Origin of the sequence: Rhizobium sp. CCGE 510, assembly GCF_000292525.1 — a bacterium.
In the GTDB taxonomy this organism is placed as follows: Bacteria; Pseudomonadota; Alphaproteobacteria; order Rhizobiales; family Rhizobiaceae; genus Rhizobium.
Window position 1 is genome coordinate 236,960 of sequence record NZ_AEYF01000026.1, and the last position, 14,056, is coordinate 251,015.

8 protein-coding genes and 1 pseudogene are annotated in these 14,056 nt (G+C 59.1%); 8 read left to right on the forward strand and 1 reads right to left on the reverse strand.

Annotation, left to right across the window (positions count from 1 at the left end; all coding sequences use genetic code 11):
* Positions 1–17: 17 nt before the first annotated feature.
* The 5 genes from mmsA to araD all read left to right on the forward strand — a co-directional run bounded on the left by mmsA (position 18) and on the right by araD (position 7,147).
* On the forward strand, positions 18–1,556 hold the full coding sequence (gene mmsA, locus RCCGE510_RS14175; protein WP_007630875.1) for a multiple monosaccharide ABC transporter ATP-binding protein: 1,539 nt from the start codon (positions 18–20) through the stop codon (positions 1,554–1,556).
* A complete protein-coding gene (mmsB, locus tag RCCGE510_RS14180; protein ID WP_007630876.1) occupies positions 1,553–2,764 on the forward strand; it encodes a multiple monosaccharide ABC transporter permease in 1,212 nt (403 codons plus the stop codon). The genes mmsA and mmsB overlap by 4 nt, the downstream gene beginning before the upstream one ends.
* 116 nt (positions 2,765–2,880) lie before the next feature.
* Positions 2,881–3,876 carry an AraD1 family protein gene (araD1, locus tag RCCGE510_RS14185; RefSeq protein ID WP_007630878.1) on the forward strand — a complete coding sequence of 332 codons (996 nt, stop codon included), beginning with the start codon at positions 2,881–2,883 and terminating at the stop codon, positions 3,874–3,876.
* A 35-nt stretch (positions 3,877–3,911) separates the two neighbouring features.
* A complete protein-coding gene (locus RCCGE510_RS14190; RefSeq protein WP_007630881.1) occupies positions 3,912–5,345 on the forward strand; it encodes an aldehyde dehydrogenase family protein in 1,434 nt (477 codons plus the stop codon).
* A 62-nt stretch (positions 5,346–5,407) separates the two neighbouring features.
* The gene (gene araD / locus RCCGE510_RS14195; RefSeq protein WP_007630883.1) at positions 5,408–7,147 is read left to right on the forward strand and encodes an L-arabinonate dehydratase; all 1,740 of its coding nucleotides are present in this window, start codon (positions 5,408–5,410) and stop codon (positions 7,145–7,147) included.
* 235 nt (positions 7,148–7,382) lie between these two features.
* Here the strand turns inward: araD and RCCGE510_RS36065 are convergent.
* A pseudogene (locus RCCGE510_RS36065) lies at positions 7,383–7,524 on the reverse strand (IS630 family transposase); the annotation flags it as partial.
* 277 nt (positions 7,525–7,801) lie between these two features.
* Between RCCGE510_RS36065 and RCCGE510_RS14200 the strand changes: the two are divergent.
* The 3 genes from RCCGE510_RS14200 to RCCGE510_RS14210 all read left to right on the forward strand — a co-directional run.
* Complete coding sequence (locus tag RCCGE510_RS14200; RefSeq protein WP_007630885.1) at positions 7,802–9,949, forward strand: type I secretion system permease/ATPase; 2,148 nt, start codon at positions 7,802–7,804, stop codon at positions 9,947–9,949.
* Positions 9,946–11,403: an HlyD family type I secretion periplasmic adaptor subunit gene (locus tag RCCGE510_RS14205; protein ID WP_007630887.1), complete on the forward strand. Its 1,458-nt coding sequence runs from the start codon at positions 9,946–9,948 to the stop codon at positions 11,401–11,403. The genes RCCGE510_RS14200 and RCCGE510_RS14205 overlap by 4 nt, the downstream gene beginning before the upstream one ends.
* Before the next feature lie 118 nt (positions 11,404–11,521).
* Positions 11,522–14,056, forward strand: a 2,535-nt coding sequence (locus tag RCCGE510_RS14210) for a M10 family metallopeptidase (protein WP_007630888.1), incomplete at its 3' end; no start/stop codon positions are given.

Sequence of the window (14,056 nt, forward strand, 5' to 3'; positions counted from 1 at the left end):
GCGTTGGAACTTTGACTATGGACAACATCATCCTCGAAATGCGGAGCATCACCAAGACGTTCCCGGGCGTCAAGGCGCTGGAGAACGTGAACCTCAAGGTTCGCAAGGGTGAAATTCACGCGTTGGTCGGCGAAAACGGGGCCGGTAAATCGACCCTGATGAAAGTGCTATCAGGCGTCTATCCGACAGGAAGCTATGAAGGCGACATCGTCTATGAAGGCGAGACGCGCAACTTTAAGGTCCTGAAGAACTCCGAAGAAATCGGCATCGTCATCATCCACCAGGAACTGGCGCTCGTGCCGTTGCTGTCGATCGGCGAGAACATCTTTCTCGGCAACGAGAATGCCAAGAGCGGCGTCATCAGCTGGGACGAGACGTTCAACCGCACCAAGCAGCTGCTCAAGAAGGTAGGTCTGTCGGAATCTCCGAACACGCTGGTCACCGACATCGGCGTCGGCAAGCAGCAGCTCGTCGAGATCGCCAAGGCGCTGTCGAAGAGCGTCAAGCTGCTCATCCTCGACGAACCCACCGCCTCGCTCAACGAAAGCGATTCCGACGCGCTACTGACGCTGCTGATGGAATTCCGCAATCAGGGCATCACCTCGATCATCATTTCCCACAAGCTGAACGAAATCCGCAAGGTCGCCGACCAGATCACCGTCCTGCGCGACGGCATGACGGTCAAGACACTCGACTGTCACGCGGACGAAATCAGCGAAGACATCATCATCCGCAACATGGTCGGCCGCGATCTCGAGGACCGCTATCCCCCGCGTTCGGTTCCGATCGGCGAAACCATTCTCGAAGTGAGGAACTGGAACTGCTATCACCAGCAGCACCGCGACCGTCAGGTGCTGCACGATATCAACGTCACTGTCCGCAAGGGCGAAGTCGTCGGTATCGCCGGGTTGATGGGGGCAGGGCGCACCGAATTCGCCATGAGCCTGTTCGGCAAGGCCTATGGGCACAAGGTGTCGGGCGACGTGCTGATGCACGGCAAGCCGGTCGACGTCAGCACCGTGCGCCGGGCGATCGAGGCAGGTCTTGCCTATGTCACCGAAGACCGCAAGCAGCTCGGCCTCGTGCTCAACGACACGATCCTGCACAATACGACGCTGGTCAATTTGAAGGCAGTGTCGAATGCGTCGGTCATCGACAGCGTCAAGGAATCCAGGGTCGCGTCCGACTATCGCTCGAAGCTGCGCATCCGCTCTTCCAGCATCTTCCAGGAAACGGTCAATCTGTCCGGCGGCAACCAGCAGAAGGTGGTTCTGTCGAAGTGGCTGTTCTCCAATCCCGATGTTTTGATCCTCGACGAGCCGACGCGCGGCATCGATGTGGGTGCAAAATACGAAATCTATACTATCATCAATCAGCTCGCGGCTGACGGCAAAGCCGTTCTGATGATCTCGTCGGAAATGCCGGAACTTCTTGGCACCTGCGACCGCATCTACGTCATGAATGAAGGGCGTATCGTTGCGGAACTGCCGAAGGGAGAAGCGAGCCAGGAAACCATCATGCGCGCCATCATGCGCTCAGGAGAGAAGAAACAATGACGCCGATCAACCAACCCATCGCTGAGCAAGGGCGTGTCGTCTCGATCGGAGACTACGTTCGCGGCAACATCCGGGAATACGGCATGTTCATCGCGCTGATCGCGATCATGGTGTTCTTCCAGATTTCGACCGGCGGCGTTCTCTTCAGGCCGCTCAACCTGACCAACATCATTCTGCAGAATTCGTTCATCGTCATCATGGCGCTCGGCATGCTGCTGATCATCGTCGCCGGCCATATCGATCTTTCGGTCGGCTCCGTCGTCGGTTTCATCGGCGCCATCGCCGGCGTAATGACGGTGCAATGGCACGTCAACTATGTCGTGGCGGCTGTCGTCTGTCTGGCCATGGGCGCGCTTGTCGGCGGCATCCAGGGCTATTTCGTCGCTTATCACAAGATCCCGGCCTTCATCGTCACGCTGGCCGGCATGCTGGTCTTCCGCGGCCTGACGTTGTTCGTGATGACGGCTTCGGGGACCGGCACCAGCATCGGTCCTTTCCCGCCGGAGTTCCAGCTGATCAGCATCGGCTTCCTGCCGAACCTTTTCGATATGGGCGGCATCAACTCGACCTCGATCATTCTGACCGTCGTCGGCGCCGTCGCCCTCTTCTATCTCGCGTGGCGCAAGCGGCTCTCGAACGAGAAGCATGGCAATGACGTCGAGCCCTTGGGCTTCTTCCTTGCCCAGAACATAATCGTCAGTCTCGCCATTCTGGCGCTCGGCTACCAGCTGTCGATCTATCGAGGCTTCCCGAACGTGCTGGTCATCATGCTCGCTCTGGTTGTTGCTTACGCGTTCATTACCCGTCGCACGACGATCGGCCGCCGCATCTATGCCATGGGCGGCAATGAGAAGGCGACCAAGCTTTCTGGTATCAACACCGAGCGGCTGACCTTCCTGACCTTCGCCAACATGGGCCTGCTTGCCGGCCTCGCCGGACTGATCGTCGCGTTGCGCCTCAATTCGGCGACGGCCAAGGGCGGTTTCGGCCTCGAGCTCGACGTCATCGCCGCCTGCTTCATCGGCGGTGCATCGGCGCAGGGCGGCGTCGGCAAGGTGACCGGTGCTGTTATCGGCGCGCTGATCATGGGCATCATGAACAACGGCATGTCGATCCACGGCCTCGGCACCGACTCGCAGCAGATGGTCAAGGGCGCGGTGCTTCTCGCCGCCGTGTTCTTCGACGTCTACAACAAGAACAAGGGCTGAGCGCCAAAGCGCAGCCCAGGCATTCGCAGTCATAAGAAAGATGGATTCCGGCTCCTGATGGAGCCGGACAGGCGGAGCTTTTTTCTGTCTTCGCCGGAACGAGAAGGATCGAAGTCGTGCTTATTTCCCAGATCAAGGGTGCCAACGGAGAGATTGTCGTCGCCGTGCGCGAGCAGGGCGGCGCGGCCAAGTCCGTCAACAATGCCGGCAGCGTCTATGCGCTGGCGATGGAAGCAGCCGACGGCGGCAAGTCGCTTGCCGCGGTTATCGGGGCCCATGGTTACGGCGATGCCGTCGATCTTGAAAAGGCTTATCTCGAAGGCCGCTTCCTGCCGCCGATCACCCATCCCGATGCCGCCCACCTGCATCTGACCGGCACCGGCCTGACGCATCTGGGATCGGCGGCCACCCGCGATTCGATGCATAAGAAGACCACCGAGGCGGCCGAGGAAACCCTGACCGACTCGATGAGGATGTTCAAGATGGGCCTCGAAAACGGCAAGCCGAAATCGGGCGAAAAGGGCGTCCAGCCGGAATGGTTCTACAAGGGCAACGGCTATGGCACGGCTGCCCCCGGCGCGCCGCTGATCTCGCCGTCCTTCGCGCTCGATGGCGGCGAAGAGCCTGAAATGGCTGGCATTTACGTCATCGCCACGGACGGCTCGCCGTTCCGCATCGGCTTTGCGCTGTCGAACGAGTTTTCGGACCACGTCACCGAACGGATCAACTATCTCTATCTGGCCCACTCCAAACTGCGCCCGGCCGCCTATGGTCCGGAAATCCGCATCGGCGCCGCCCCCGACGATATTCGCGGCACCTCGCGCATCAAGCGCGGCGACAAGGTGATCTTCGAAAAACCCTTCCTGTCGGGTGAAGCCAACATGTCGCACACCTTCGCCAATCTCGAATATCACCACTTCAAATACGGCCTCTTCCGTGCACCGGGCGATGTCCATGTCCATATGTTCGGCACGGCGACGCTGTCTTTTGCCGACGGCATCAAGGCGGAAGAGGGCGATGTCTTCGAAATCGAAGTCGCCGAATTCGGCCTGCCGCTGCGCAATCCGCTGAAGGTGGCCGCCGAAGAAGAGATCGCCGTCAAGCAACTCTGATTTCTCATAGACGGTAAAGGAGGCTTGTTTAGCCCATGACCATTTATCAAAACCTGATCGCCGGCGAATGGGTCGGCTCGAACGCGACGAAGAACATCAACCCGTCGGATACGAACGAAGTCGTCGGCCTTTATGCCGACGGCAGCGCCGAAGACACCAAGAACGCCATCGCTGCCGCCAAGGCCGCCTTCCCGGCCTGGTCGCGCTCCGGCATCTGGGAACGCCACGTCATCCTGAAGAAGGCCGGCGACGAGATCATGGCGCGCAAGGATGAGCTCGGCGCGCTGCTTGCCCGCGAAGAAGGCAAGACGCTGCCGGAAGCCACCGGTGAAGTCATCCGCGCTTCGCAGATCTTCGAATTCTTCGCAGGCGAAGCGCTGCGGCTGGCCGGCGAGATCATCCCGTCGGTTCGTCCGAACATCGGCGTCGAGATCACCCGCGAGGGCCTCGGGGTCATCGGCATCATCACGCCGTGGAACTTCCCGATCGCCATTCCCGCCTGGAAGATCGCGCCGGCACTCTGCTACGGCAATACCGTCGTCTTCAAGCCGGCCGAACTGGTGCCCGCCTGTTCCTGGGCGATCGTCGACATTCTCAATCGCGCCGGCCTGCCGAAGGGCGTGCTGAACCTCGTCATGGGCAAAGGCTCGGTCGTCGGCCAGGCCATGCTCGAAAGCCCCGACGTTCACGGCATCACCTTCACCGGTTCCACCGGCACCGGCCGCCGCGTCGCCGCCGCCTCCATCGAGCATAACCGCAAGTTCCAGCTTGAGATGGGCGGCAAGAACCCGATGGTCGTGCTCGACGACGCCGATCTTTCCGTCGCCGTCGAAGCCGCTGCCAATTCCGGCTTCTTCTCCACCGGCCAGCGCTGCACCGCATCCTCGCGGCTGATCGTCACCGAAGGCATCCACGACAAGTTCGTCGCAGCCCTGACCGACAAGCTGAAGACGCTGGTCGTCGACAATGCTTTGAAGGCCGGCACCCATATCGGCCCTGTTGTCGACGAGCGGCAGCTGAAGACTGATACCGACTATATCGAGATCGGCAAAAAGGAAGGCGCCAAAATCGCCTTCGGCGGTGAAGTGCTCTCCCGCGACACGCCTGGCTTCTATCTGCAGCCGACCCTGTTTACCGAAGCGACCAACCAGATGCGCATCTCGCGCGAGGAGATCTTCGGACCGGTGGTGTCGGTGATCCGGGTCAAGGATTACGACGAGGCCTTGGCAACATCCAACGACACGCCGTTCGGTCTTTCGGCCGGCATCGCCACGACCAGCCTGAAACATGCGACGCACTTCAAGCGCAATGCCGAGGCCGGCATGGTGATGGTCAACCTGCCGACGGCGGGTGTCGATTTCCATGTGCCGTTCGGCGGCCGCAAGGGCTCGTCCTATGGCCCGCGCGAGCAGGGCAAGTACGCGAGCGAATTCTACACAACCGTCAAGACCGCCTACACGCTGGCTTAAAACAAAGTGCGATTATCCGGGCCGTACGAGGCGGCCCGGCAATCACCTGAAGGACAGAGACAATGAAGAAGAAAGCCGAATGGCCGCGCAGGCTGAGGTCGCAGGAATGGTACGGCGGAACGAGCCGCGACGTGATCTATCACCGCGGCTGGCTCAAGAACCAGGGTTACCCGCACGACCTGTTCGACGGCCGGCCGGTGATCGGCATCCTTAACACCTGGTCGGATATGACCCCGTGCAACGGTCATCTGCGAGAGCTCGCTGAGAAGGTCAAGGCGGGCGTCTGGGAAGCCGGCGGCTTCCCACTCGAGGTGCCGGTGTTCTCGGCATCCGAAAATACATTCCGCCCGACCGCGATGATGTACCGCAACCTTGCGGCGCTCGCGGTGGAGGAAGCGATCCGTGGCCAGCCGATGGATGGCTGCGTGCTGCTGGTCGGCTGCGACAAGACCACGCCGTCGCTTATCATGGGAGCCGCCTCCTGCGACCTGCCGTCGATCGTCGTCACCGGCGGGCCGATGCTGAACGGCTACTTCCGCGGTGAACGCGTCGGCTCCGGTACACATTTGTGGAAGTTTTCCGAAATGGTGAAGGCCGGCGAGATGACGCAGGCCGAATTCCTTGAGGCTGAAGCCTCGATGAGCCGTTCGTCGGGCACCTGCAACACCATGGGCACCGCCTCCACCATGGCTTCCATGGCCGAGGCGCTCGGCATGGCGCTTTCCGGCAACGCCGCGATCCCGGGTGTCGATTCCCGCCGCAAGGTCATGGCGCAGCTCACCGGCCGCCGGATCGTGCAGATGGTCAAGGACGACCTGAAGCCTTCCGAGATCATGACGAAGCAGGCTTTCGAGAATGCCATCCGCACCAATGCAGCCATCGGCGGATCGACCAACGCCGTCATCCACCTGCTCGCCATTGCCGGCCGTGTCGGCATCGATCTTTCGCTCGACGACTGGGATCGCTGCGGCCGCGACGTCCCGACGATCGTCAACCTGATGCCGTCCGGCAAGTATCTGATGGAAGAGTTCTTCTACGCCGGCGGCCTGCCGGTGGTGCTGAAGCGCCTCGGCGAAGCCGGCCTTCTGCACAAGGACGCGCTGACGGTCTCCGGCGAAACCGTCTGGGACGAGGTCAAGGACGTCGTTAACTGGAACGAGGACGTCATCCTGCCGGCTGAAAAGGCGCTGACCTCTTCGGGCGGCATCGTCGTGCTGCGCGGCAATCTGGCACCGAAGGGCGCCGTGTTGAAGCCTTCGGCCGCTTCGCCGCATCTGTTGGTGCATCGGGGCAGGGCTGTGGTGTTCGAGGATATCGACGACTACAAGGCAAAGATCAACGACGACAACCTCGACATCGACGAAACCTGCATCATGGTCATGAAGAACTGTGGGCCGAAGGGTTATCCGGGGATGGCCGAAGTCGGCAACATGGGGCTTCCGCCCAAGGTGCTGAAAAAGGGCATCCTCGACATGGTGCGTATTTCAGACGCACGCATGTCCGGAACGGCCTATGGCACCGTCGTGCTGCACACCTCCCCGGAAGCAGCGGTCGGCGGGCCGCTCGCTGTCGTGCAAAACGGCGATATGATCGAGCTGGATGTGCCGAACCGTCGTCTGCATCTCGACATTTCCGATGAGGAATTGGCGCGGCGGCTGGCCGAATGGCAGCCGAACCATGATCTGCCCACATCGGGCTATGCCTTCCTGCATCAGCAGCATGTCGAAGGGGCCGATACCGGCGCCGACCTCGACTTCCTCAAGGGATGTCGCGGAAACGCAGTGGGCAAGGACAGCCACTGACAAGCGAATTCCAAGGCGGGGCATTACCCCGCCTTTTTCTTTGCCCTTATACGATGAAGAAATGGCTTTATATTCCTGCAAGTGTTCAGGAGACGTGGTCATGTCCAAAACGGTTGGCGCAGTGGGACAAGCGAACGCAAAGGTATTCGCGGTGCCATGAAGGGCAATGCCCTGCGTTATGACGGTTCGCTGTGCCCGGCCGAGGGCGTGCCATGGATCATCATTCTTTGCGCGGCCGCGCTCGCAACATGGTTCCCAAAGTCGAGAATGCGTTCTCTATGCTATTAAAGTCAGGGCTTTATGGCGGCAGGACTATCCGGGTTGGCGCCTACACGCTCGATGGCGTCGCGCATCCTCGCTGCCTTTTGGGTCGGTAGTTGTCGATACCCATGATCTCCCACGTGAAGGCTCAGCGACATCACTCTCCTCTTCGTTGTGAATGTTGAATCAGCTTCGAGCCGTGTCGCCTTCACGATCGATGCATCGTTCACGGAGTTTGGATTTGCAACTTATTAGTCACACCAACTCGAAAATATAAGGAGCACAAAAATCCCGATGGTGCCGAACTTCCGCGTGAGCTACATCTCGGCAAACAGCCGCAATGAGTTCCGCAATTGCGACAATCCGCAACTTAGGGAGGAAAGTTCCCCGCGCATGGATGGCATCCCTTCGCAGCCTCTAGACTCTGGTCTTCGTGCGCTCTGCGGCATTGCTGCGTTCTATCGAATTGCCGCCGATCCGGCCCAGTTGCAGCACGACTTGGCGTTGAAAGGACGGACCTCCCAGGCCGCCGATATTCAGCGAGCAGCCAAAATCATCGGCCTGAAGGCGCGTGTCGTGGAGAAGGTCACGGAGCAACGCCTTCGTGTCATGCCCGTCCCTGCCATAGTCAAGGTGCGCAGCGGCTCCTTTCAGGTGCTCGGCGGGTTAAATCCATCCGGCAAGTATAGACTTGTCGATCCGATAACGCGCGTCGATCGGGAAATCGCCCCTTCAGATATATTAGAAGAAATCGAGGCGCGTGTTATTCTCGTGGGACGGCGTCTAAGAGGCGAAGGGTCCGACCCGCGAGAATTTGGCTTCAAGTGGTTTCTGCCATCAATCTGGCGCTATCGAAAGCCGCTTGCTCATGTATTGCTTGCTTCGCTGTTTGTGCAGATTTTTGCGCTCATCACACCCTTGTTTTTTCAAGTCGTGGTAGACAAGGTCCTGACGCACAAAGCTTATTCGACCCTGTTCGTACTTGTTGCGGGTATCGCCATTATTGGCTTCTTCGATGTCATGCTCCAATACCTGAGAGCATACGCATTGGCTCATACGACCAACCGGATCGATGTCGAGCTCGGTCAGCGGTTGTTCCACCATCTCCTGCGGCTGCCGCTGGGGTATTTCGAGACGCGGTCCGCCGGCCAAACCGTCGCCCGCGTTCGAGAACTTGAAACGATCCGCACATTTCTAACGGGGCAGGGCCTGTTTTCGGCACTCGATGTCGTTTTCACTTTTGTGTTCATCGCAGTTCTTTTCGCATATTCCTGGAGCTTGACGCTGATTGTCATTGCCGCCATCCCGATTTACATCCTGATTGGAATTGTGGTTCGACGGCCGCTGCGCGAATTCGTCAAAGAGAAGTTCAATCGAGGGGCGGCCAGTCAGCAGTTCCTGGTCGAAGCAGTCGTCGGTGTGCACACGGTTAAATCCGCAGCGGTGGAGCCGGTCATGCAAGCGCAGTGGGAGGAGAAGCTCGCAGCTTATGTGCGGACAGCCTTCGATACGACACTGCTTAGCGTCGGCGGACAAAACGCCATTCAATATGTGAGCAAGCTTTCCACGGCTGCCCTTCTTCTTTTCGGTGCGAAGGCCGTTATCGACGGGGAGCTTTCCGTTGGCTCACTTGTCGCCTTCAACATGATTGCCGGGCAGGTGACCCAACCGGTTTTAAGGCTGTCCCAACTCTGGCAAGATTTCCAGCAGGTGCAAATCTCGGTCGACCGTCTCGGTGACATTCTAAACACGCCGATGGAACGTCAACCAGGCTCCCGCTTGTCGTTACCTGCCCCGAGGGGGAATATTGAACTTCGAAATGTTACCTTCCGTTATCGGCCCGGCTCTCCTGAGGTTCTGAAAAGCGTATCGCTAGAAATCACACCCGGAGAAGTCATCGGTATCGTCGGCGCATCCGGCTCCGGAAAGTCTACGCTCGCCAAGCTGGTTCAGCGTCTTTATATCCCCGAAGAGGGGCAGGTCCTCCTTGATGGGATGGATCTATCGCAACTCGATCCCGCTTGGCTTCGAAGCCATATAGGAGTCGTTCTCCAAGAGAACCTGCTGTTCAACCGCACGATCCACGACAATATCGCTTTCTCAAACCCGGCGATGAATCGTGCGCAGGTTATTGCAGTTGCCAAGCTCGCTGGGGCGGAAGAATTCATTTTGCGATTGCCGCAAGGCTACGACACGATGATCGAAGAGCGCGGCGCCAACCTGTCCGGTGGCCAACGTCAGAGGATCGCCATTGCCCGTGCGCTTGCCACCAGTCCCCGAATTTTGATTTTCGATGAGGCGACTAGCGCACTCGACTACGAAAGCGAACGCGTCGTACACACCAATATGCACCAGATCGCTGCCGGCCGAACGGTCATCATCATCGCCCATCGGCTCGCAGCTGTGAGGCTCTGCAATCGGATCATCGGCATGGCCGACGGCCGCGTCGCGGAAGTTGGCAGCCATGACGATCTGCTTAAGCGCCCGGATGGGCTTTATGCGCGGCTATGGGCTTTGCAGAATGACAGGGGCATCGCATGAAAAGCGAGTCTGCCCAAGCTGTTCGATATGCCGGCCTTCCGCCGCGCCCGCTAAAGCGATCCGATCACGAGTTTCTGGCACCGGCGATCGAAATCCTGGAAACCCCAGCCTCGCCGGTGCGGCTGGCGCTGATCTTGATCATCTGCGCCTTCGTCACAACGGCTTTGATCTGGTCCTATATCGGTCACATCGATATTATCGCAGCCGCGCAAGGCAAGATTCAGCCAACCGGCCGCGTCAAGGTTGTTCAGCCGTTGCTGACCGGGAAGGTGAAGGCGCTTTCGCCGGCAAATGGCGCGCACGTCGAAAGCGGCGATATCCTCCTTGAACTTGATCCGACGGATGCCATTGCCGATGAGACGGATGCAGCAAAGGGTCTGGCGTCCGTGAGGGCCGAGGTCCGGCGCCGAAAAACTGCCGTGGAGTACGTTCGTTCGCGGGAGACGGACCAGCTCTTGCCGACGATCTCATGGGACGCAGATGTGCCCGATGAATTGCGTCGTCGTGAAGAGGGCATCCTCCGGGGCGACCTTGAACAGCGCCAGGCTGCAGTTGCCTCGCTTGATGCTCAGAAGCACCAGAAGGAGGTGGAACGCGACCGCCTGACGGTGACGGTCGCGGCTCAGAACTCCCTGGTCGAAACGCTGAAAGAGCGAGTGACCATGCGCAATATGCTGGCCTCGAAAGAGGCCGGCACCATGGCGAGCGTGATCGATGCGACGCAAACCTTGAAAGAGCAGGCGACGCAGCTCGCCATGCAGGAGGGCCAGCTCGCAGATGCCGCAGCGGGCGTCGAGGTCTTTACCAGGGAAAAGGACAAAGTCACGCGGACATTCCTGAGCGATCAACTCGTGCGGCTCGGCGATGCGGAACGTCGGGTCGAAGAGCTGGAGCAGCGGCTGGCGAAAGCGAGAAATTCTCGTGAGCAGATGACATTGCGCAGTCCAATAGACGGTACGGTGCAAGCGTCCTCGATTACCAGCGTGGGTCAGGTGGTGACCGTCGGGCAGGACGTGATGCGCGTAGTTCCCGAGGGCAGTACGCTGGAGCTCGAAGTTTATGCTTTGAACAAGGACATCGGCTTCATCAAGGTCGGGCAAGAAGCTGTCGTAAAGCTCGAAGCTTTTCCCTTTACCCGCTATGGAACGATCGCGGCCCATGTCACCAAAATTGCGGCAGATGCAATCCCGGAACCCGATGCCGCACGCCGTGAAGGCGATCCTGCAACAAGACAGGCGCAGACGCCATTCGGCGGCGCCGAAAGGATGCAGAACCTGGTTTTTCCGGTCACTTTGAGTCTGGAGGTCGATCAGATTTCAGCAGATGGCCGTAACGTCAAGTTAAGTGCGGGCATGGCAGCAATTGCCGAGGTTCGAACAGGAGAGCGCAGGATTCTGGAATACGTCTTTTCGCCTTTGGTCGAGGTCGCGGAGGAAGCGCTTCATGAGCGCTAGCGACTCCATCAAACCTTCCTGAATATAAATAAAGCTTTTGGTTGAAGTTTCCCCTTTTATGGAGCAAAGGGAAACTGGCAGTAGGCGCGGCCGAATGGAATAGGCAAACGGGGATTTTATGACGGACCTTATTACTCCGCTGAAGATGGTCAACACGACTGGCGATAGCAAAGTTGACGGGCTTCTTGATCTCTATGCCTGGGACGGAACGATAACCTATGCGTTTCCCACGACTTCGTCATCGTATAGCTATGGCCCCGAAAAATACTATTCTTTCACTCCAATTTCGTCGCAGCAGCAGTCTCTCGCCTTATTCTTTATGGAGCAGTCCTACGGGAGTGCGGCAAATGACGGCTTCTCCGTCGAGGGGTTCACAAACGCCAACTTTGAGGCCGGAAGCGCCGATACCGCAACGGTGCGGTTCGCTCAATCGTCGGATCCCTCTCTTCCGACGGCAGGGGCCTATTTACCGGGTGCCGATGGGCGGGGTGGCGATGTCTGGTTCGGGACGCGATATGCTGGCACCGAAGATGATTATCGTTTCCCGAGGTTCGGCAACTATGCGGGCCATACCCTGGTGCATGAGCTGGGTCACGCTCTCGGACTGAAGCATGCCCATGAAGCGGGTGATTTCAATGGAATAGTCGTTCCGAGCGCCTACGACTCGCTCGAATATACGGTCATGACCTACCACACATTCATCGGAGACGATGAGAGTGGGGCCAAGTATGAGCATGATGGCGCGCCACAAAGCTTCATGATGCTCGACATTGCCGCGCTGCAGGAAATGTATGGTGCGGACTATACGACTAACAGTGGCGACACCGTCTATAAGTGGAATCCCAACCAGGGCATCACCTATGTCAACGGCGTTGCGGCCATCACGCCCGCTGCCAACAGGATCTTCGCAACAATCTGGGACGGCGGCGGTACCGATACCTATGATCTGAGCGCTTATACGACCGGCCTCAGGATCGACTTGCGCGCGGGGGGGTACTCGGTCTTTTCCCAGAGCCAGTTGGCCTATCTCGGGGGCGGACCGAACAATGGCTATGCCCGCGGTAACATTTTCAACGCCCTTCTTTATCACGACAATGTTGCGTCGTTGATTGAGAACGTTCAGGCCGGCTCCGGCAACGATACGATTATCGGCAACGAGGCGGACAATACGCTCTGGGGCAATGCCGGAAATGATTCGCTTACCGGCGGTTCCGGCAACGACACATTGATCGGCGGAACAGGCAACGACACCTATATTGTCGATGCTTCCGACGTGGTCACCGAAGGGCTGAATGAAGGGACCGATCTGATCAGGACGGCGCTTTCTTCCTATGCCTTGACCAATATTGCCAACGTCGAAAACCTGATCTTCATCGGCACCGGCGATTTTATCGGGACTGGAAACGGCCTTGCCAACACGATCACCGGCGGCGCCGGCAATGACACGCTTGACGGCGGCGCCGGTAATGACACGCTGATCGGCGGTGCCGGCAACGACATCTATGTGGTCGGCGATAGCTTAGATGTTGTGATCGAGAGTGCGAACAAGGGGACGGACACAGTCCGGACGGCGCTTGCAAGCTATACGCTCAGCAACAATGTCGAGAACCTGATCTATACGGGATCCGCCAGCTTCACCGGCACCGGCAATGCGCTCGCCAACACGATCACCGGCGGCGCCGGCAATGACACGCTGGATGGCGGGGCTGGCGCCGACAGCTTGACCGGTGGGGCGGGCGACGACACTTATATCGTCGACAATGCCGCCGACAGCGTTGCCGAGAACACCGGCGCGGGAACCGATACTGTTCGCACGACACTCACAAGCTATACCCTTGGCAGCAATGTCGAGAACCTGAGCTTTGTCGGCACGGGAGCTTTTACCGGGACAGGCAATAGCCTCGCCAACACGATCAGGGGCGCGGCAGGTGCCGACACCCTGGACGGAAAGGCAGGAGCAGACGTCCTGATCGGCGGCGCGGGCGACGACACCTATATTGTCGATGTTTCCGACGTGGTCACCGAAGGGCTGAATGAAGGGATCGATCTGATCAGGACGGTGCTTTCTTCCTATGCCTTGACCAATATTGCCAATGTCGAGAACCTGACCTTCATCGGCACCGGTGCTTTTGCTGGGACTGGAAACAGCCTTGCCAACACGATCACCGGCGGCGCCGGCAACGACACGCTTGACGGCGGCGCCGGCAACGACACGTTGATCGGGGGTGCTGGCAACGACATCTATCTGGTCGACAGTGCGAGCGACGCGATCACCGAGGCGGTCAGTGCCGGCACTGACGAAATCCGCACGGCGCTTGCGACCTACTCGATCGCCGCATTGGTCAATGTCGAGAACCTGACCTATACGGGATCCGCCAGCTTCACCGGCACCGGCAATGCGCTGGCCAACAAGATCACCGGCGCCGCCGGCAACGATCTTCTGAACGGCGGGGCCGGTGCGGACAGCTTGATCGGTGGGGCAGGCGACGACACCTATATCGTCGACAATGTCGGTGACATCGTCACCGACGCGGCGGGAACCGACACGGTTCGCACGACACTGGCGAACTATACGCTGGGCAGCGGTGTCGAGAACCTCACCTATGGCGGCACGGTAGCCTTTGTCGGGACCGGCAATGCGCTTGCCAATACG